Genomic DNA, 17,401 nt, shown 5'->3' on the forward strand with positions numbered 1-17,401 from the left:
ACGAGCCCGACATCAGCCACCGGAAGAGGCTCGTCAGGTACCGAAATGCAATCCAGAGGCTTCGAGCAGGCGCCTTGTATAAGGTTCTCGAGGTTGCCTGAGTAGCGTTTCGCAGTCGCCTTGCTCGACGATTTCACCGTCCTTGAGCACCATGATGCGGTGCGCCATGGCGCGTACCACGGCGAGGTCGTGGCTGATGAACAGATAACTCAGCCCGCGTCGTTCTTGAAGGCTGCGCAGCAGACCGATGAGTTGTTTCTGCACGCTGCGGTCGAGTGCCGATGTCGGTTCGTCGAGCACGAGCAGATCAGGCTCGAGAATGATGGCGCGTGCCACGGCGATACGCTGGCGCTGGCCTCCCGAGAATTCATGTGGGTAGCGTGCCGCGCAATTCGATGGCAGGCCGACTTCCTCGAGGGTGGTGGCAACGCGGCGCTCGACTTCCTCATCGCTAAGCTCGGGATGATGGAAACGCAGTCCTTCGCTGACGATATCCATGACCGGCATGCGTGGCGAGAGCGAACCGTAAGGATCCTGGAAGACGACTTGAAAGCGCCGCCGACGTCGGCGTAACGCATTGCCGCGTAAGGTATCCAGGCGTTCGCCATCGAAGAGGATCGCGCCGTCGGCGGCGGTCAGGCGTAGAAGCGCCAATGCCAGGGTGGTCTTGCCGGAGCCGGATTCCCCGACCAGGCCCAGGGTTTCGCCGCGCGCCAGGGTGATATCCAACGGATGGACGGCCACGAAAGGGGGCGGGCGGCGCCCGAACCAGGACTTGCTCCGTGCAAAGGAGACGCCGAGGTGGTGTGCCTCGAGCAGCGTCGTACGAGCCTCCGGCAATGGCGCGGCATGGCCATCGGGATTGGCGGCGAGCAGGTGTTGGGTATAGGCCGCGCGGGGGGTATCGAAGACGCGTGTGACGCTACCGCTTTCGACCAGCCGGCCGTGCTGCATGACATGCACGCTGTCGGCATGCTGGCGCACCAGATTGAGATCGTGGGTGATGAACAGCATGGCCATGCCATTGGCGTCGCGTAGCCGTGCGAGCAAGGCCAGGATTTCCTGTTGAACAGTGACATCGAGCGCCGTGGTCGGCTCGTCGGCAATGAGCAGTCGCGGCTTGTTGGCGATGGCCATGGCGATCACCACGCGCTGGCGTTGCCCACCCGAGAGCTGATGGGGATGTGCCTCGAGGAGTTCGTCGGGGCGCGGCAGCTGTACCTCCACCAGCAGCTCCCGAGCGCGCTGGCGGGCGGTACGGCCGCGCAAGCCTTGATGAAGACGCAGGGTTTCACTGAGCTGCTTGCCGACCGTGTGCAAGGGGTTGAGCGAGGTCGTGGGTTCCTGGAAGACGAAGCCGACTTGACCGCCGCGTAACGCGTTCCAGCGTCGCGGCGATAGCCCCTCGAGGGATTGTCCGCAGAGCCGGCGTCCGCCCTCGACGCGCGCGCCAGGCGGCAGCAGATCGAGGGCGCCCAAGGCGGAGACCGACTTGCCTGAGCCCGATTCGCCGACCAGCGCCGCGGTTTCGCCACGCCGTATGGTGAGCGACAGGTCCTCAACGACGCGCATGTCGCCGAAGGCGATGCTCAGCGCATCGAGTTCGAATACGACGTCGTCATTGGCCATGCGCGGTTCTCCCGGGTAGATCGTCGCTATCGGCGGAGGTCGACGGGGTGCTGCTGGGCACGTGGCGTGGATCGAAGGCGTCACGCAATCCTTCGCCGATGAAGACCAGCAGCGAAAGCATGATTCCGAGGCTCAGGAAGGCCGTGATACCAAGCCAGGGCGCCTGCAGATTGTTCTTGCCTTGGGCGACGAGTTCACCCAGCGAGGGCGAGCCTGGCGGCAGGCCGAAGCCCAGGAAATCCAGCGCGGTGAGGGTGGTGATCGCCCCGGTGAACAGAAACGGAATGAAGGTCAGGGTGGCGACCATGGCGTTGGGTAGTACGTGGCGCCACATGATCAGGCGCGATGGCAGTCCCATGGCGCGCGCCGCACGCACGTACTCGAGGTTGCGTGCGCGCAGGAATTCGGCGCGCACGATGTCGACGAGCCCCAGCCAGGAAAACAGCAGCATGATGCCCAGCAGCCACCACAGGTTGGGCTGCACCAGGCTGGCGAGGATGATCAGCAGGAACAACACCGGCATACCCGACCAGATCTCGATGATGCGCTGGCCGATCAAGTCGACCTTGCCGCCGAAATAGCCCTGTACACCGCCGAACAACACACCCAGCGCCATGGAGCCCAGCGTCAGGACCACGGCGAAGACCACCGACAGACGAAAGCCGTAGATCACGCGGGCGAAGACGTCGCGGCCATGGTCGTCGGTTCCCAACCAGTGGCGTGACGAGGGCGGCGAGGGTGCGGGCCCCGTTAGCTCGCGATCCAGCGTGTCGTAGGAGAAGGGCACGGCCGGCCATAGCATCCAGCCTTGTGCGGCGATGTTGTCCCGCACGGCGGGGTCGCGATAGTCGGCCGTGGTGGGGAGGAAGCCGCCGAACTCGGTCTCGGGATAATCGAACACCACCGGGGCATACCACTGGCCCTGGTAGTGCATGACGATGGGTTTGTCGTTGGCGATCAACTCGGCGCCCAGGCTGACGATCAACAGCAGGGCGAAGGCCCAGAGCGACCACCAGGCGCGCCGGTTGCCGCGAAAGATTTGCCAGCGGCGGCGGGCGATGGGAGACGGGCGTGCGCGCATGCGAAGTGTCATCATGCCTCCCGCGTCGCGAAGTCGATGCGCGGGTCGACCCACACATAGGTGAGATCCGAGATCAGCTTGAGCACCAGCCCGATCAAGGTGTAAAGATACAGGGTGCCGAAAATGACCGGGTAATCGCGCTGCATGACGGCCTCGAAGCCGAGCAGTCCGAGGCCGTCGAGCGAGAAGATGACCTCGATCAGCAGCGATCCGGTGAAGAAGATGCCCACCAATGCCGAGGGAAGCCCCGCGATGATGATCAGCATGGCGTTGCGGAACACGTGTCCGTAGAGCACGCGGCCTTCGCCGGCGCCTTTGGCGCGTGCGGTGAGTACGTATTGTTTATGGATTTCATCGAGGAAGCTGTTCTTGGTCAGCATGGTGAGCGTGGCGAAGCTGCCGATCGCCGAGGCCAGCACGGGCAGCGCGATGTGCCAGAAATAATCCTGGATCTTGCCCCACCACGACAGATCGGCGAAGTCCGGCGAGGTCAGCCCTCGCAGTGGAAACCAGTCCAGATAACTGCCGCCGGCGAACACCACGATCAGGAAGATAGCGAACAAGAACCCCGGCACGGCGTATCCCACGATGATCAGCCCCGAGGTCCAGACATCGAAGCGCGAGCCGTGACGCAAGGCCTTGCGTATGCCGAGCGGTATCGAGATCGAATACACCAGCAGCGTCGTCCAGAGTCCTAGCGAGATGGACACCGGCAGGCGTTCGACGATCAGGTCGATCACCGGCCGCCCGCGAAAGAAGCTATCGCCGAGATCGAAGGTGGCGTAATCGGCCAGCATGCCGAAGAAGCGTTCCACCGGGGGCTTGTCGAAGCCGAATTGCTTCTCCAGTGCGGCTTCGAGACGTGGGTCGATGCCGCGCGCGTTGCGAGTGTCGCCGCTGGAGGTCTCGCCACCGCCTTCCAGGCGCGTGCTGGCGTTGCTGTCCATGCCCTCGAAACGCGCCAGCATTTGGTCGATGGGGCCGCCCGGCGCGACCTGCACGATAATGAAGTTGAGCAGCAGGATGCCCAGCAGGGTGGGGATCATCAGTAGCAGGCGGCGTAGGACGTAGTTGGCCATGGTCGATATCCTTCCTTAGCGTTCGCCGCGTTGGCGTTGTTCTATCCGCGACGCACGCTGTGGATCGACCCACCAGCTCGATAGATCGAAGGTATATTCGGGGAATGGCTGGGGATAGCCGAACTTGTCCCACAGCGCCACGCGGGTGCCGTCGAGGTGCCATTGAGGAATGACGTAGAAACCCCAGCGCAGCACCCGGTCGAGAGCGCGTGCGGCAGCGTCTAGTGCCTGCCGGCTGTCGGCGCGGATCAGGCTGTCGACGAGGCCGTCGATGGCAGGGTTCTGCAGCCCGATCAAGTTGCGGCTGCGGGGCGCGTCGGCGTAGTCGCTGGTCCAGAATTCACGCTGTTCGTTACCCGGATTGGCGGACTGCGGGAAACTGCCGAGGATCAGGTCGAAATCGAAGTTGCGCTGGCGCGTCAGGAATTGGTTGACGTCGACCACGCGCAGGTTGGCCTGAATACCGAGGCGCTCGAGATTTTGGATCAGCGGCAGGGTCACGCGCTCGAACTGGGTGTCGTAGAGCAGAAATTCGAGGCGCAGCGGTCGCTGGGTCTCGCGGTTGATCAGCGTGCCGTCTTGGACTTCATAGCCGGCGTCGCGCAGCAGCCCCAGTGCCTTTTTCAGGCGCGGTCGCAGCCCCTCGGGTCGGGGCGCGGGCAAGGGGGTGTCGAAGACGTCCTGCGGTAAGCGGTCCCGGTAGGGCGCGAGTAGCGCGCGTTCGGCGTCGCTTGGCAGGCCGCTGGCCTCCATCTCGGAGCTTTCGAAGTAGCTATCAGTTTCCTCGTAGGCGCCGTAGAAAAGGTGCGTGTTGAGCCAGTCGAAGTCAGTGGCCAAGGTCAATGCTTCGCGCACGCGGCGATCTTGAAATTTCTCGCGCCGCAGGTTCATGACGAAGGCTTGCATCCCGGCAGGCTGAGCGTCGAGGATGACCATGCGCTTGATGAAGCCTTCCGCGCGAGCGGGGGTATCGTAGGCGGTGGCCCAGTTCTTGGCGCTGCTTTCGCGTCGCAGGTCGAGATTGCCGGCCTTGAAGGCCTCCAGCGCCACGGTCTGGTCCCGGTAGTAGTCGTAGACTAGACGGTCGATATTGTGACGGCCGCGGTTGATGGGCAGGTCGCGTCCCCAGTAGTCCTCGACGCGGCGATAGACGATACGCCGACCTGGGGATAGGCTTTCGACTGCGTAGGGGCCGGACCCCAGCGGCTTATCCAGCGTCGGCGCGGCGAAGTCGCGCGCGGCCCAATAGTGTTTGGGCAGCACCGGGAGTTGGCCGAGGATCAAGGGTAACTCGCGCGAATTGTTGTCGCTGAATTCGAAACGTACGGTGTCGTCATCCAGCGCTTCGATCTTGTCGACATCGGCGTAGTAGGCACGATAGAACGGCTGGCCTTCGTCACGCAGCAGGCGAAAGCTGAATACCACGTCTTCTGCGGTCACGGGGTGGCCGTCGTGGAAACGCGCTTCCGGGCGCAGGTCGATTTCCATCCAGTGGCGATCGGGGTCGAGGCGGATGCCGCCTGCGAGCAGCCCATACATGGTGAAGGGCTCATCGGCGCTGGCTTCCATCAAGGTGTCGTAGACGTGATTCAGGCCGTCGGCCGGATTGCCCTGGATGATGAAGGGGTTGGTCGAGTCGAAGCTACCCTGTGCGGCTTGCCGCATTTCGCCGCCCTTGGGGGCATCCGGATTGGTGTAGGGCAGGTGCGAGAAGTCATCGCTCAGTGCGGGCGCGTCGTAGAGCGAAATCCCCGCGACGGTTGGCACGTCGGTGGCCGGCACGGCCAGCGACGCGAAACTAATCGCCCATAGGCAAGAACCCAACAGCAAGTTGAAAGCGAACGAGGGCATCAACCGATTCCTTGAAGCAAGATGCGCAGAGGCCGGTGAAGCACCGGCCCGCTCGCTAGCCTACCCCAGCGGTGTCGCGCTGAGTAGAGGTATCGCTCAATGCGCTCAGCGCGAAGCCTGGCGCAATGTCAGGCGTTGCCCGGGTTGCAGATAAGCGCTTCGATCGAGTTGGTTCCAGCGTGCCAGGTCGCCGACGCTGACGTTGTGGCGCGCCGCGATACGCGACAGGCTGTCGCCCGGCTTGACCCTGACTTCGCGCGTGGCATCGCGACTGGCAAGGCTAGGAGAAGAACCAGCGGTTGGGACCACCAGTGACTGCCCGATGCGCAATGAATCGCCGCTGAGCGCGTTCTGCTGACGTAATACGCTGACGGGAATGTCATGACGTGCGGCGATGCCGGAGAGCGTATCGCCGCGTTTGACCACGTAATGCGCCTTGGCCTGACGCTTCTCGGCGGGCAGCGTATCGAGCTTGGCGAGAAAGCGCTGGCGGCTGTCGGCGGGAATCACCAGCTTGGCGTTCTGATCGGGGCGTGTCGCCTCGCGCCGAAAGGCCGGGTTGAGTTCGCGCAGGCGTGACTCGCTGACCCCGGCGAGTCGCGCGGCATCGGTCAGCGCGAGTTGGCCCTTGGCTTTTACCTGGGCGATGGCAGGGCGATCGGGAATATCGGGCAGGGTGACCGCATAACGCTGTGGGTCGGACACCACCGCCGCCAACGCCAGCAGCTTGGGCACATAGTCCATGGTTTGATTGGGCAGCGAAAGGTGCCAGTAATCGATGGGCTTGCCTTGGGCGGCGGCCTGCTCACGCGCGCGATTGACTGTGCCCGCGCCAGCATTGTAAGCCGCCAGGGCAAGCTCGAGATCGCCGTCATACCACTGTGTGGCGAGTGTCTGCAGATAGTCCAGAGCGGCGCCTGTAGAGGCTACGACATCGCGACGCCCGTCATACCACCATGTATCGGTCAGGCCCATGGCCTCACCAGTGCCTGGCATGAACTGCCATAGACCTGAGGCGCCACCGGGATGGGCGGCGGTGGGATCGTAAGCGCTTTCGATGAAAGGCAGTAGAGCCAGCTCGGTGGGCATGTCGCGTGCTTCGAGCTGCCGGGTGACCCAGCGTAGCCAGGGGCGCGCATTCTGGGCCATGCTCGAGACGTATTGAGGATGCGCGGCAAAATAGTCGAGCCATTCCTTGACGCGCGGATTTTCGATGTCGTGGGGCAGTCCGAAGCCGCGTTTAAGGCGCGTCCAGGTATCGGCCTGCACGGCGCTTTGAAGCTCCAGCGCTTGCCAGAAGGTCGCATGATTCGCCGATGTAGCCGCGTCGTCGCCGGTCGGTGAGCCGCTGGCCGCTAGCGCGGGCAGGGGCAAGGTGGTCAGGAAAAGACCTCCCGCCAAGCCAAGGACTTGGCGGCGGGTCGATCGAACGTGCATGGGAAGCAAACCTCTCGAAGACTTAGACGGCAGCCGGTGATGGCGTTGCTAGAAACGGTTTTTCCATTCGCGCAACGTGGCGAAGGCACTGCTGGCGTCGTCGGCGTTACCTTGTTCGGCCACTGCGCTGAGCAGGCCGGGTTGGTCGATGCGCAAGAAGGGATTGATCTGGCGCTCGACGCCGATGTTGGTGGGCAGCGTGGGGCGTTCTAGCCGGCGTGCTTTTTCGCACTCTTCGAGATAGGCATCCCGCGTGGGGTTGTCGGGCTCGGCGGCTTGGGAGAAACGCAAGTTGGCCAGCGTATATTCGTGGCCCGCGAACACCATGGTGTCGTCGGGCAATGCCGCGAGGCGTTCGAGTGAGCGCTGCATTTGCGCTGGCTCACCTTCGAACAAGCGCCCGCACCCGGCCGAGAACATCACGTCGCCGCAGAACAGCAGCCCCGGCGTTCCGGGGGCATAGAACGCGATATGGTCGAGCGTATGGCCAGGGACTTCGAAGACTTCGAAGCGCCGACCCTGCACGCGGAAGTCGTCGCCGTCGCCAACGGCTTCTTCAACGGCGGGGATGGCCGAATTGTCAGGGCCTATCACGCGCGGCCCGTAGCGTTTGACCAGCGTTTCGATGCCGCCGGTGTGATCGTGATGATGGTGGGTGACCAGAATCGCCACTAGATTCAGGTTTTCATGCTCCAGGTATTCGATGACGGGTTGCGCGTCGCCGGGATCGACGATCGCTACCTTATCGCTGGCATCCTGACGGAGCAGCCAGATATAGTTGTCTTGGAACGCGGGAATTGGAATCACGGTCAACATAATACGCTAGACCTCGGCAAACGTCGGAAACACGCCTATCGTCACCACGGCACACGCATATGCGATGGCGGACGGCAGCGTAAAATGCGACAACCTTGGGGGGAATGGGCCACCGTGTCAAATTCGCACATGACAATGACGCTGGCGCACGCCGTCCGCGAGGGGCGTCGCTTCTGGGGCTCCGAGGACGGCGTTGCCTTATGGCAGGCACAGCGTGCGTGTCTGGGCCCGCTCTGCGAGTCGCGCTTCGGATCCCACAGCCTGCAACTCGGCATGGCCTCGCGGTTGACCGATATGTGCCCCATTCGCCATGCGATGAGTTGGGCGCCGACGCGCGCCTTGGCTCAGGATGATGCTACCTTGGTGTGCGATCCCAGCGCCTTGCCGCTTGCCGATGAAAGCCTCGATCTCGTGCTGGTGCATCATCTGTTGGAGGTGATGCCCGACGCGCACCATCTGGTGCGCGAGGCCGCACGGGTCACGCGCGATGATGGCTTGCTGGTCATGATGGGCTGGAACCCCTTCGGTGCCGATGCCCTGGGGCATTTGTCCCCTGCCAATCGGCGTCGTTGGCCCTGCAAGGGACACTGGCGTCGCAGCGGTCGGCTTCGGGAGTGGCTGGCGTTTGTCGATTTCGAGATCGACCGCGTAGACTACTGCGGCTTTCGCCTGCCCGGCGGGCATATTCATAACTTGGGGCTCGAAACGCTGGGGCGTCGCTATAACCTGCCCTTTGGGGGGTGTTATCTGATCGTGGCCCGGCGTAAGAAGATCCCTGTACAGCCGCTGCGCACCTCGCTGCGCCGCGATTCGATGGCGGGCAATTGGCTCGGCCCCGCCGCGCTTCATCGCGATCACGGCGGGCGTTCGCGCCACGCCACGCACGCCCACGACGATAGGATGGCCGAGGTTGACTGACACTCCCAGCGTGGGCGACATGCCCCACGTGACCATTTATACCGACGGCGCCTGTCGCGGTAACCCTGGCCCCGGCGGCTGGGGGGCGGTGCTGCGTTACGGTCAGCACGAGAAAACTCTCAACGGCGGCGAGGCCGAGACCACCAACAACCGCATGGAACTGACGGCCGCGATTCAGGCGCTGCGGCTCTTGTCGCGTTCCTGCGAAGTGGCGCTATGGACCGATTCCGAGTACCTGCGCAAGGGGATTACCCAGTGGGTCCATGGCTGGATCAAGCGTGGCTGGAAGACCGCCGCCAAACAGCCAGTCAAAAACGCCGAGCTGTGGCGTGAACTACTCGAGGAAACTCAGCGCCATCGCATCGAATGGCACTGGGTCAAAGGACACAGTGGCCACGAAGGTAACGAACTGGCCGATACGCTCGCTAACGCCGCCACCGACGATATCCAGGCGGCTCAGCGGCGGACCATGGCAGGAGAAGAGTAAGCAATGCGTCAGATCGTACTGGACACTGAAACGACCGGCATCGACCCCAAGGAAGGTCATCGTCTGATCGAGATCGGGGCGGTGGAGGTGGTCAATCGCCGACTGACCGGCAACAACTTCCATCAATACATCAACCCCGAGCGCGATATCGAGCCCGAGGCCGTGGAGATACACGGCATCACCAATGAGCACGTCGCCGACGAGCCGGTGTTCGCGGATGTTGCCGATGCCTTCTGGGAGTATATCCGCGGCGCCGAGCTGGTGATTCACAACGCGGCGTTCGACGTCGGCTTCATCGATCATGAATTCGGCTTGCTACAGAACAAACGTGGCGGGCCGCGGTTGGGGCCGGTCGCCGAGCACTGCGGTGTGCTCGATACGCTGGGTATGGCGCGCAAGCTGCACCCTGGGCAGCGCAATAGCCTGGATGCGCTGTGCAAGCGGTATGGTATCGATAACGGTCGCCGGGTTCTCCACGGCGCGTTGCTGGATGCGGAAATTCTGTCCGATGTCTACCTGGCGATGACCGGGGGGCAGACGGCACTTTCGTTAGCCGGCGTCGAAGCTGCCGCTGGCGGCGATGCGGATGACGCGAATAGCGTCAGCGGCATTCGGCGCGTGGCGCGGGAGGGGCTGACGCTGGCGGTGACGCGGCTCAGCGAAGCAGAATTGAATGCCCATCGAACCAAGCTCGATAGCATTCGCCAGGCGGCGGGCGAGTGTCATTGGGATGCATTGGACGAGGCGACGCAGGGGCCGTCATGACGACCACTTCGACACCGGCATTCGTGAGAGAGTTGCCCGGCGCGGAAACGCCGCGTTGGGGTTATTGGATTCGTTTCGGCGAGACGGGCATCGCCCCCGGTGAAGAGGCGGGCATTCTTCAGTCACCCGGTGCCTGGCCGGAGCAGGCTATGCCGCTGGGAATGTGGCAAGGCTTGCCGGTTGCGATGGCGCACGAGAGTGGCGAGGCGAGCTGGCCTGCAGCGCGTGATTGGCTAGCGCGCTTGCCTGCTGCGCAGGGCGATCTATTGGCCACGGCGCTGCAGGTGTCGGCCTGGGCGCGCGATCATCGTTTTTGTGGGCGCTGCGGAACACCGATGCAGCGTCTATCGCACGAGTTTGCCATGCAGTGCAAAGCGTGTGGTCATCGCAGCTATCCGCGTATCTCGCCGTGCATTATTACCTTGGTTACCCATGGACGGGACCTGTTGCTGGCGCGCAACGCGCGTTTTCCTGCGCGGCGTTACTCCACCCTGGCGGGGTTCATCGAGCCGGGGGAAACTGCTGAGGACGCCGTGCGCCGTGAAGTTCACGAGGAAGTCGGGGTCGAGATCGGTCGGGTCCGTTTCTTTCGCAGCCAGTCATGGCCGTTTCCGCATTCACTGATGCTGGGGTTCTTCGCCGAAGCGGCCAGTCGGCGCATCCGCATCGATGGCGTAGAAATCGCCGATGCCGCTTGGTTCACGCCGCGTCATTTGCCGGAGCTGCCCCCCAGCCATTCGATCTCGCGTCAGTTGATCGAGACGCACCTCAGCGCAGTGGCGATGCGCTGAGAGATGTCATGGCGTGGAAATGCGGAGAGGGAAGAATTAGCCGCTGGGGAACAGGCTGGTGAGCTTGGTGGCCAGCATGACATTGCCGGCGGCCTTTAGCTTGCCGCTCATGAAGGCTTGCATACCGTTGATCTCGCCGTTCATTACGCCTTTCAACGTTTCGGTGTCGGTGGTCAGGCTGACGGAAGGGTCGTCGTGCTCGCCTTGTTGGACGTCCAGGGTGCCGTCCTGAACATGCAGGTAATAGTCTTCGGCGTCGCTGATGTGGAACTGGAAAATATCATTCATGCCCCGTGCGGCGGCAGGATCGAAGCGCGACTGAAGTTTTTCGATGACGGTACTGGCGTCGGCCATGATCGGTCACTCTGTGGTGTTGATGGAAGCTCCCAGCCTATTTCAAACAAATGTTTCATACAAGAGCTGCATCGATTGTCATCCAAGCATGAGGAAGCGACGTGATTGAATGGATAGCGGAATACGCCTTGTTCGCCGCCAAGTTGGCGACACTGGTCATCGCCCTGGGCGTTCTGGTTGTGCTGGTGGTCTCCCTCAAGCAGCGCGCCAGCGGACAAGGCGAGGATGCCCGTCTGCGCGTGGTGGCGTTGAATGAGCGCCAGCGGCGGCGGCGTGAATCGTTGCGCTTGGCTGCCATGGCACCAGCACAGCGGCGGCGCGCACAAAAGATGTTACGCAAGCAGGAAAAAGCACGTCGCAAAGGAAAGAATGACACCCCTGACGAGGTGGCATCGCGTGTATGGGTGCTCGATTTCGATGGCGATCTCAAGGCGTCACGCACCCCACAGCTTGCAGAGCAGGTCTCGCTGTTGCTGGGTGAATTGCAGGCCGAAGATGAAGTGGTCGTGCGTCTCACCTCAGGCGGCGGTCTGGTGCATTCCTATGGACTCGCCGCGGCCCAGCTCGACCGGCTGCGTGATGCGGGGGCGCATCTTACCGTGTGCGTGGATAAGGTCGCCGCCAGCGGGGGCTACATGATGGCCTGCTGCGCGCATCGCTTGATCGCGGCGCCGTTCGCCGTTATCGGATCGATCGGCGTGGTCGCGCAGGTGCCCAATGTGCATCGCCTGCTCAAGAAGCACGATATCGATGTGGAGCTGCTCACGGCGGGGCGTTACAAGCGGACCTTGACCGTGCTCGGGGAAAATACCGACGAAGGCCGCGCCAAGTTTCTCGACGATTTGCAGGAAACCCATGATCTCTTCAAGCGTTACGTCGGTGAGCGGCGTCCGGCGCTGGATATCGACAAGGTGGCGACTGGCGAAATCTGGTATGGCCGCCAGGCCCTTGAGGATGGCTTGATCGATGAGATTGCCACCAGTGATGGCTATCTTGCGACGCGCATGATGGAGGCGCGGGTCCTGCATGTGACGCTAGAACCGCGCCATTCGCTGTTGCAGCGTGTCGGCGTGGGAGCTTCGATGGGCGTCGAGCGTCTCGGGGATCGCGTCATGGAACGCCTGGAAGCTAGCGGTTGGCAGCGGCGCTGAGCCGCTGCCGGGGTTTTTAGCGGGATTTACCGTAGAGCGCGATGAGTGAATCGACCACCGTTCGGGCCTCATCGCCGGCCAGTGAATAGTAGATGGTCTGCGAGGCACGGCGTGTGACCACCAGATTCTCGCGGCGCAGGATGGCCAGGTGCTGCGAGAGCGCCGACTGGCTGAGGTTGAGCTTGCGGTTCAGCTCGGTGACCGAAAGCTCCGCGTCGTCGAGCAGGCACAGGATGCGCAGGCGGTTTTCGTTGGCCATGGCTTTGAGTAGCGTCGTGCCCTTGTCGATAGCGCTGTAACCGGCGTCGATCAGGGCGGAGGCAGGCTGGAGCTGGCGCATATTGTCTCTCCTACATTGGGATTGGCGATGTGCCGAAGGGCGAGGGATGAAGCGCCCCGCAGCAATGGGATGCTCGGTGTCGAATGACCGTCCATGTCAGGTGTATCCTTTCACCCATTGGACAAGCGGTCATTCCCTGTTACTCATTCTTGATTTAGCGAATCTTCAATAACTTAGCCAGCCCTGTCCAAGATAGTCTTCAACGGTATTTCATCGTTTGGGGTCGGGGGATCGTCGGCCCACTATGGTGTGGTAGCCTGCTGTAATCTTTGTCTATTCATAAGGCATTGAAGTTACGCAGTTAGTTCCCTGGTCACTTGATGTTACGGCCGTCGACGAGTGATCTGTTGGCGTCTAACTAGTGGTGTAAGTACTGGTCGGTGTCGGTGAAACCCTTTACAATTTTGCCGCTTTTGCTCGGCGTCTCTCGCGCCGTCCTGCCTTGAGGGTTCCCTTACCCCTCGGCCTCTTTCGGCAACTAAAAAGGTGTTACATGTTTGCCCTCGACTCTCGCCAGGCGCGCCGCTTGATGGGGTGGCTCGTGAGTTTCCACATCATCGTCATCGCGGCCAGCAATTACTTGGTGCAATTGCCGTTTTCGATGTTTGGTGTGCACACCACCTGGGGAGCGTTCAGCTTTCCGTTCATCTTTCTCGCCACGGACTTGACCGTGCGGTTGTTCGGGAAACGCCGGGCGCGCACGACCATCGCGCGCGTCATGTTGCCTGCCTTACTGATTTCCTACGTGGTCTCGGTACTGTTTCAGGACGGTGCCTTCCAGGGAGCCTCGGCGCTGGGTGATTGGAACCTGTTCGTGGGGCGTATCGCCCTGGCGAGTTTCATGGCCTATGTGCTTGGGCAGTTGCTGGACATTCACGTCTTCGATCGGATGCGGCGGCTGCGCGCCTGGTGGGTGGCACCGGCGTTTTCGACGCTATTGGGCAACCTGGCCGATACCTTCGCGTTTTTTGCCATCGCCTTTTGGAATGGGCCCAATGCGTTCATGAGCGCGCACTGGGTCGAAATCGCCTGGGTGGATTATGCCATCAAGCTGAGTATCAGCCTGGCCTTCTTCCTGCCGTTGTATGGCGTGCTGCTGGGAGCGGTGACGCGTCGCCTGGCACATGTCGCCGATGCCTCCGAACCGGTATCAGGACGCAATGCCTGAAACGCCTCTGGTATCATGCCGGCATGACTTGAGTGGCTGACGAGGCAAATTATGGAATTACATCATGTCGATACCGGTGGTGCCGGGCGCCCACTGGTGGTGTTGCACGGCTTGTTCGGAAGCGCCGATAACTGGCGCTCGCATATCAAGCGTTGGCAGGACAGCCGTCGCGTGATCGCCGTTGATCTACGCAACCATGGAAAATCTCCCCATGAAGCCGGCATGGGCTATGCTGCCCAGGCGGCGGACGTCGAGGCCCTGCTGGAGCGTCTGGAGGTCGGGAGCTGCGATCTGCTAGGGCACTCGATGGGCGGCAAGGTCGCTATCACGTTGGCGCGTCAAGCGCCTGAACGTGTAGCGCGCTTGATCGTCGCCGACATCGCACCAATTGCTTACGAGCACGGACACGAAGCGATCTTCAAGGCTATGCGTGCGGTCGAGCGGCAGCCGCCTTCGGACCGCAAGGAAGCCGATCGGATCATGGCGGAATTCGTCGAGACCCCGGCGACGCGGCAGTTCCTGGCGACCAATCTGGTTCGTGGCAAGGATGCCACGCTGGTGTGGCGCGTGGGACTCGACGAGATTGAAGAAGACTACGCCCATATCGTCGCGGTGCCGGAGGGTGAAGGCACCTATACGGGGCCGACGCTGGTCCTGCGTGGCGAGCGCTCCGACTACGTTGACGACGACGCCTTGCCAGCGGTCGAATCGGTGTTGCCCGAAGCGCGTATCGAGACCATTCCCGATGCCGGGCATTGGCTGCATGCCGAGCAGCCCGAGGCGTTCCAGAAGGCCTTGGCACGCTTTCTAGCGTCATGAAATGGCGCGCCGGCCACCTGAGAGAAACGTTCCCTCAGGTGCCCGGTGGCTGAGAATTACGGTTGGCTGAGATCGACAGCGAGACGCGACAGCGGACTCTTGGCCTTGATCTGGCCGCGCTCGAGCAGAAACGACTCGAAGGCCTCGTAACGCTGGCCGTCGAGGGCGGCAGGCCGCAAGGCGAAGCGTGGAATGGTGTTGTACCAGGCCTTCTCGTTAACCGGGGTGTCGAGCGCCGGATCGGAGGCTTTGAAAGCTTCCCAGCCCTCATCAGGGTGATTGATAATCCACGCCGTGGCTTCTTCGATGGCGGCCATGAAGCGTGTATAGGCATCGCGATGTGCATCCAGGGTGTCGCGATTGGCGATAAAAATCAGTTCATCGTAGGTGGGAACGCCTTCTTCCTCGATATAGAAGGCGCGGCCCTTGACGCCTTCCTGCGCCATTTGAGCCAGTTCGAAGTTGCGAAATGCACCGGTGACGGCATCGACTTTTTCGCCGATCAGCGCCGGTGTCAGCGCGAAATTGACGTTGACCATCTCGACGTCATCCGGCGCCACGCCATTGTGCTCGAGCATGGCATTGAGCAGCACTTCCTCGACGCCGCCTACCGAATAGCCGATACTTTTGCCGGCCAAGTCTTTCATGCTTTCGATATCGCTGTCGGCGCGCACCAGCGTGATGTTGAGCGGCGTTGCGATCAGCGTGCCCACGCGTACCAACGGCAAGCCCTGATCGACTTGTAGGTGCAACTGAGGCTGATAACTGATGGCCATATCGATCTTGCCGGCGGCGACCAGCTTGGGCGGAACACTGGGGTCGGCGGGCGAGATTAGTTCCACATCGAGCCCGTGGCGTTCGAAGATGCCGCGTTGCTGGGCGATGACCAGAGGGGCGTGCGATGGGTTGGTGTACCAGTCGAGCATGACCTTCAGGGAGGTCGTCCCCGAAGTGTCATCATCTGCGGCCCATGTCGGGCCGGGAGCGATCAATACCAGCGCAAGGCAAGCTCCCATGAGGCGTCGAGTCAAACGTAGCATGTGATGTTCTCCTGCGGATCCCCGCCCATTGAAACGTGGCGGGCATTATCGTTATCGCCGTGAAAGGCGGCGTATGGGACATTGCCATGCGATGGCGTGCGCTGCCCCTGGGTGGTTGTCAGCTAGTAGCGCCGGTGCGGTCCTCGTGCCAGGGCATGAGACGTCGCATCACGGCATCGGTGGTGAAGTAGAGCGCCACCCCGAAGGTGACGAGAATCAGCAGAGCGGCAAACATCAGGTCGACCTGCATGCGCGCGTTGGCATTGAGCATCAAGTAGCCAAGACCTTGGCTCGAACCGACCCATTCGCCGATCACCGCACCGATGGGGGCGGCGCTGGCGGCCATGCGCATACCCGATGCCAGCGCTGGTAAAGCAGCGGGCAGTTGAATGCGCAACAGCCGATGTCGACGATCGGCCCCTAGTGTCTGGGCTAGGTCCAGCCATCCTTGAGGCGTCTGGCGCAGGCCGTCGTAGCATGTCGAGGCGACCGGGAAATAAATGATCAACGTGGCCATGACGATTTTCGCGGTCATCCCATAACCTAGCCATAGCATGAGAATCGGCGCGAGGGCGAATAAGGGCACGGCTTGGCTGATCAGCAGTATCGGCAACAGGGTACGCCGTAAGCCATGAAAGCGCGCCAGGGCCAGCGCGGTGCCCAGCCCGCTGATGCACCCGATGAGCAGCCCCGCGACGATCTCGATCACCGTGATACCGGCATGATGCCACAACAGTTGCTGGTGCGCCGCGAACGCTTGCATGACGGCCAGCGGTGAGGGCAGTACATAGCCGGGAACACCGGTGATGACGACGAGTGCTTGCCAAAGCCCGAGTAGGGAGAGAATCCCTAAAAAAGCGGGCCAGAAACGCTTGAGTATGCTCATGAGACGCTCCCCTCGGGATCGCCATGGGGCGCGTGAAGGCGTGCCACCAATTGCGATTGCATGCGCTGCACGTCGGGGGCGTCGAGAGCACGTGGACGTTGCCCGCCGGGAACCTCGAAGTCGCGCAACGATGCCGGCTGACCGCCGAGTATCAGGATGCGATCGCTCAGGCGCAGGGCTTCGAGCGGATCGTGCGTGACTAATAATACGGTGCGCCCGGCCAGCAGGCGCGCGGCGAGCTCATGCAGTTCCAGGCGCGTAATGGCGTCGACAGCGGAAAAGGGCTCGTCCATCAACACCACCGGCGCATCCTCGAAGAGCGTGCGTGCCAGCGCCACTCGCTGTCGTTGCCCGCCGGAGAGCGTCTTGGGCCATTGTTCGGCCTTGTCGCTGAGGCCGACGTCGTCGAGCAGGGCCATGGCGCGTTGACGTTGCGCCGCGGTGGGGCGCCCGCGCAGCGCAGGACCGAGCAGTACGTTGTCGATGACCTTGCGCCAGGGAAGCAACTGATCCTGCTGGGCCATCCACGCCAAGCGGCCGGCCAACGGGCGCTGATCCCCGGTGGAGAGGGCCAAATCATGGGTATCGGGAATGGGCAGGTCGGCGATCATGCGTAGCAAGGAGCTTTTGCCACTGCCACTGCGGCCGAGCAGCCCCGTCCAACTGCCGGGCGCGAAGTCGGCCGAAAGGCCATCGAATAGCCATTGTCCCGAGAAGGCGAGCCGTGCCCGGGAAAGCGAAAAACCGAGGGACGTCATCAAAGCTCCATGAATGGGGCGAAGGACGTGC

At 62.3% G+C, this 17,401-nt stretch carries 18 protein-coding genes; 7 read left to right on the forward strand and 11 right to left on the reverse strand.

Annotated elements, in window-relative coordinates; genetic code table 11:
• Positions 1 to 33: 33 nt before the first annotated feature.
• The 6 genes from L1071_RS12110 to gloB all read right to left on the reverse strand — a co-directional run bounded on the left by L1071_RS12110 (position 34) and on the right by gloB (position 7,893).
• Positions 34 to 1,629: an ABC transporter ATP-binding protein gene (locus L1071_RS12110; RefSeq protein WP_246975204.1), complete on the reverse strand. Its 1,596-nt coding sequence runs from the start codon at positions 1,627 to 1,629 to the stop codon at positions 34 to 36.
• Positions 1,619 to 2,722 (reverse strand): ABC transporter permease, encoded by a 1,104-nt coding sequence (locus L1071_RS12115; RefSeq protein ID WP_246975206.1) that lies wholly within the window; start codon positions 2,720 to 2,722, stop codon positions 1,619 to 1,621. The genes L1071_RS12110 and L1071_RS12115 overlap by 11 nt, the downstream gene beginning before the upstream one ends.
• Positions 2,722 to 3,789, reverse strand: a complete 1,068-nt coding sequence (locus tag L1071_RS12120) for a microcin C ABC transporter permease YejB (RefSeq protein WP_246975208.1) — start codon at positions 3,787 to 3,789, stop codon at positions 2,722 to 2,724. Before L1071_RS12120 ends, L1071_RS12115 begins: the two co-directional genes overlap by 1 nt.
• A gap of 15 nt (positions 3,790 to 3,804) precedes the next feature.
• A complete protein-coding gene (locus L1071_RS12125) occupies positions 3,805 to 5,640 on the reverse strand; it encodes an extracellular solute-binding protein (protein WP_246975211.1) in 1,836 nt (611 codons plus the stop codon).
• Between the two features lie 105 nt (positions 5,641 to 5,745).
• Positions 5,746 to 7,077: a LysM peptidoglycan-binding domain-containing protein gene (locus tag L1071_RS12130; protein ID WP_246975213.1), complete on the reverse strand. Its 1,332-nt coding sequence runs from the start codon at positions 7,075 to 7,077 to the stop codon at positions 5,746 to 5,748.
• A 48-nt stretch (positions 7,078 to 7,125) separates the two neighbouring features.
• Positions 7,126 to 7,893, reverse strand: coding sequence for a hydroxyacylglutathione hydrolase (gloB, locus tag L1071_RS12135; RefSeq protein ID WP_246975215.1), 768 nt, complete (start codon positions 7,891 to 7,893; stop codon positions 7,126 to 7,128).
• Between the two features lie 114 nt (positions 7,894 to 8,007).
• Between gloB and L1071_RS12140 the strand changes: the two genes are divergently transcribed.
• The 4 genes from L1071_RS12140 to nudC are packed head-to-tail and all read left to right on the forward strand — an operon-like array spanning position 8,008 to position 10,854.
• A complete protein-coding gene (locus L1071_RS12140) occupies positions 8,008 to 8,811 on the forward strand; it encodes a methyltransferase domain-containing protein (RefSeq protein ID WP_246975217.1) in 804 nt (267 codons plus the stop codon).
• Between the two features lie 19 nt (positions 8,812 to 8,830).
• Positions 8,831 to 9,298 carry a ribonuclease HI gene (gene rnhA, locus L1071_RS12145; protein ID WP_378109642.1) on the forward strand — a complete coding sequence of 156 codons (468 nt, stop codon included), beginning with the start codon at positions 8,831 to 8,833 and terminating at the stop codon, positions 9,296 to 9,298.
• Between the two features lie 3 nt (positions 9,299 to 9,301).
• Positions 9,302 to 10,063, forward strand: coding sequence for a DNA polymerase III subunit epsilon (gene dnaQ, locus L1071_RS12150; RefSeq protein ID WP_246975221.1), 762 nt, complete (start codon positions 9,302 to 9,304; stop codon positions 10,061 to 10,063).
• Positions 10,060 to 10,854 (forward strand): NAD(+) diphosphatase, encoded by a 795-nt coding sequence (gene nudC, locus L1071_RS12155; protein ID WP_246975223.1) that lies wholly within the window; start codon positions 10,060 to 10,062, stop codon positions 10,852 to 10,854. Before dnaQ ends, nudC begins: the two co-directional genes overlap by 4 nt.
• A 36-nt stretch (positions 10,855 to 10,890) precedes the next feature.
• Here nudC and L1071_RS12160 read toward each other — a convergent pair whose 3' ends face one another.
• Positions 10,891 to 11,208, reverse strand: coding sequence for an SCP2 sterol-binding domain-containing protein (locus L1071_RS12160; RefSeq protein ID WP_246975225.1), 318 nt, complete (start codon positions 11,206 to 11,208; stop codon positions 10,891 to 10,893).
• 101 nt (positions 11,209 to 11,309) lie between these two features.
• On the opposite strand from L1071_RS12160, the gene sohB reads away from it, so the two are divergent.
• Positions 11,310 to 12,359 carry a protease SohB gene (sohB, locus tag L1071_RS12165; protein ID WP_246975227.1) on the forward strand — a complete coding sequence of 350 codons (1,050 nt, stop codon included), beginning with the start codon at positions 11,310 to 11,312 and terminating at the stop codon, positions 12,357 to 12,359.
• A 16-nt stretch (positions 12,360 to 12,375) separates the two neighbouring features.
• On the opposite strand, the gene L1071_RS12170 is transcribed toward sohB, so the two are convergent.
• Positions 12,376 to 12,699, reverse strand: a complete 324-nt coding sequence (locus tag L1071_RS12170; RefSeq protein ID WP_246975229.1) for an ArsR/SmtB family transcription factor — start codon at positions 12,697 to 12,699, stop codon at positions 12,376 to 12,378.
• Between the two features lie 493 nt (positions 12,700 to 13,192).
• Here L1071_RS12170 and L1071_RS12175 point away from each other — a divergent pair, with 493 nt between their 5' ends.
• Together L1071_RS12175 and L1071_RS12180 are read left to right on the forward strand one after the other, a co-directional pair.
• A complete protein-coding gene (locus tag L1071_RS12175) occupies positions 13,193 to 13,867 on the forward strand; it encodes a 7-cyano-7-deazaguanine/7-aminomethyl-7-deazaguanine transporter (protein WP_246975231.1) in 675 nt (224 codons plus the stop codon).
• Positions 13,868 to 13,918: 51 nt separating this feature from the next.
• Complete coding sequence (locus L1071_RS12180; protein ID WP_246975233.1) at positions 13,919 to 14,686, forward strand: alpha/beta fold hydrolase; 768 nt, start codon at positions 13,919 to 13,921, stop codon at positions 14,684 to 14,686.
• Positions 14,687 to 14,742: 56 nt separating this feature from the next.
• Here the strand turns inward: L1071_RS12180 and L1071_RS12185 are convergent, their stop codons facing one another.
• From L1071_RS12185 to L1071_RS12195, 3 genes are all read right to left on the reverse strand, one after another.
• Positions 14,743 to 15,726, reverse strand: coding sequence for an ABC transporter substrate-binding protein (locus tag L1071_RS12185; protein ID WP_246975235.1), 984 nt, complete (start codon positions 15,724 to 15,726; stop codon positions 14,743 to 14,745).
• Between the two features lie 118 nt (positions 15,727 to 15,844).
• The gene (locus L1071_RS12190; RefSeq protein ID WP_246975237.1) at positions 15,845 to 16,612 is read right to left on the reverse strand and encodes an ABC transporter permease; all 768 of its coding nucleotides are present in this window, start codon (positions 16,610 to 16,612) and stop codon (positions 15,845 to 15,847) included.
• On the reverse strand, positions 16,609 to 17,370 hold the full coding sequence (locus L1071_RS12195) for an ABC transporter ATP-binding protein (RefSeq protein ID WP_246975239.1): 762 nt from the start codon (positions 17,368 to 17,370) through the stop codon (positions 16,609 to 16,611). Before L1071_RS12195 ends, L1071_RS12190 begins: the two co-directional genes overlap by 4 nt.
• Positions 17,371 to 17,401: the final 31 nt, after the last annotated feature.

It is taken from the genome of Chromohalobacter sarecensis (genome assembly GCF_023061135.1).
Lineage (GTDB): Bacteria > Pseudomonadota > Gammaproteobacteria > Pseudomonadales > Halomonadaceae > Chromohalobacter > Chromohalobacter sarecensis.

Bases quoted from the DNA above. Each gene is read 5' to 3' on its own strand.
- nudC (WP_246975223.1), top strand. From the start codon at position 10,060: ATGACGACCACTTCGACACCGGCATTCGTGAGAGAGTTGCCCGGCGCG.
- L1071_RS12180 (WP_246975233.1), top strand. From the start codon at position 13,919: ATGGAATTACATCATGTCGATACCGGTGGTGCCGGGCGCCCACTGGTG.
- L1071_RS12160 (WP_246975225.1), bottom strand. From the start codon at position 11,208: ATGGCCGACGCCAGTACCGTCATCGAAAAACTTCAGTCGCGCTTCGAT.
- L1071_RS12125 (WP_246975211.1), bottom strand. From the start codon at position 5,640: ATGCCCTCGTTCGCTTTCAACTTGCTGTTGGGTTCTTGCCTATGGGCG.
- L1071_RS12175 (WP_246975231.1), top strand. From the start codon at position 13,193: ATGTTTGCCCTCGACTCTCGCCAGGCGCGCCGCTTGATGGGGTGGCTC.
- L1071_RS12195 (WP_246975239.1), bottom strand. From the start codon at position 17,370: ATGACGTCCCTCGGTTTTTCGCTTTCCCGGGCACGGCTCGCCTTCTCG.
- L1071_RS12185 (WP_246975235.1), bottom strand. From the start codon at position 15,726: ATGCTACGTTTGACTCGACGCCTCATGGGAGCTTGCCTTGCGCTGGTA.
- L1071_RS12120 (WP_246975208.1), bottom strand. From the start codon at position 3,789: ATGGCCAACTACGTCCTACGCCGCCTGCTACTGATGATCCCCACCCTG.
- L1071_RS12170 (WP_246975229.1), bottom strand. From the start codon at position 12,699: ATGCGCCAGCTCCAGCCTGCCTCCGCCCTGATCGACGCCGGTTACAGC.
- gloB (WP_246975215.1), bottom strand. From the start codon at position 7,893: ATGTTGACCGTGATTCCAATTCCCGCGTTCCAAGACAACTATATCTGG.
- L1071_RS12190 (WP_246975237.1), bottom strand. From the start codon at position 16,612: ATGAGCATACTCAAGCGTTTCTGGCCCGCTTTTTTAGGGATTCTCTCC.
- dnaQ (WP_246975221.1), top strand. From the start codon at position 9,302: ATGCGTCAGATCGTACTGGACACTGAAACGACCGGCATCGACCCCAAG.
- L1071_RS12110 (WP_246975204.1), bottom strand. From the start codon at position 1,629: ATGGCCAATGACGACGTCGTATTCGAACTCGATGCGCTGAGCATCGCC.
- rnhA (WP_378109642.1), top strand. From the start codon at position 8,831: ATGCCCCACGTGACCATTTATACCGACGGCGCCTGTCGCGGTAACCCT.
- L1071_RS12115 (WP_246975206.1), bottom strand. From the start codon at position 2,722: ATGACACTTCGCATGCGCGCACGCCCGTCTCCCATCGCCCGCCGCCGC.
- L1071_RS12130 (WP_246975213.1), bottom strand. From the start codon at position 7,077: ATGCACGTTCGATCGACCCGCCGCCAAGTCCTTGGCTTGGCGGGAGGT.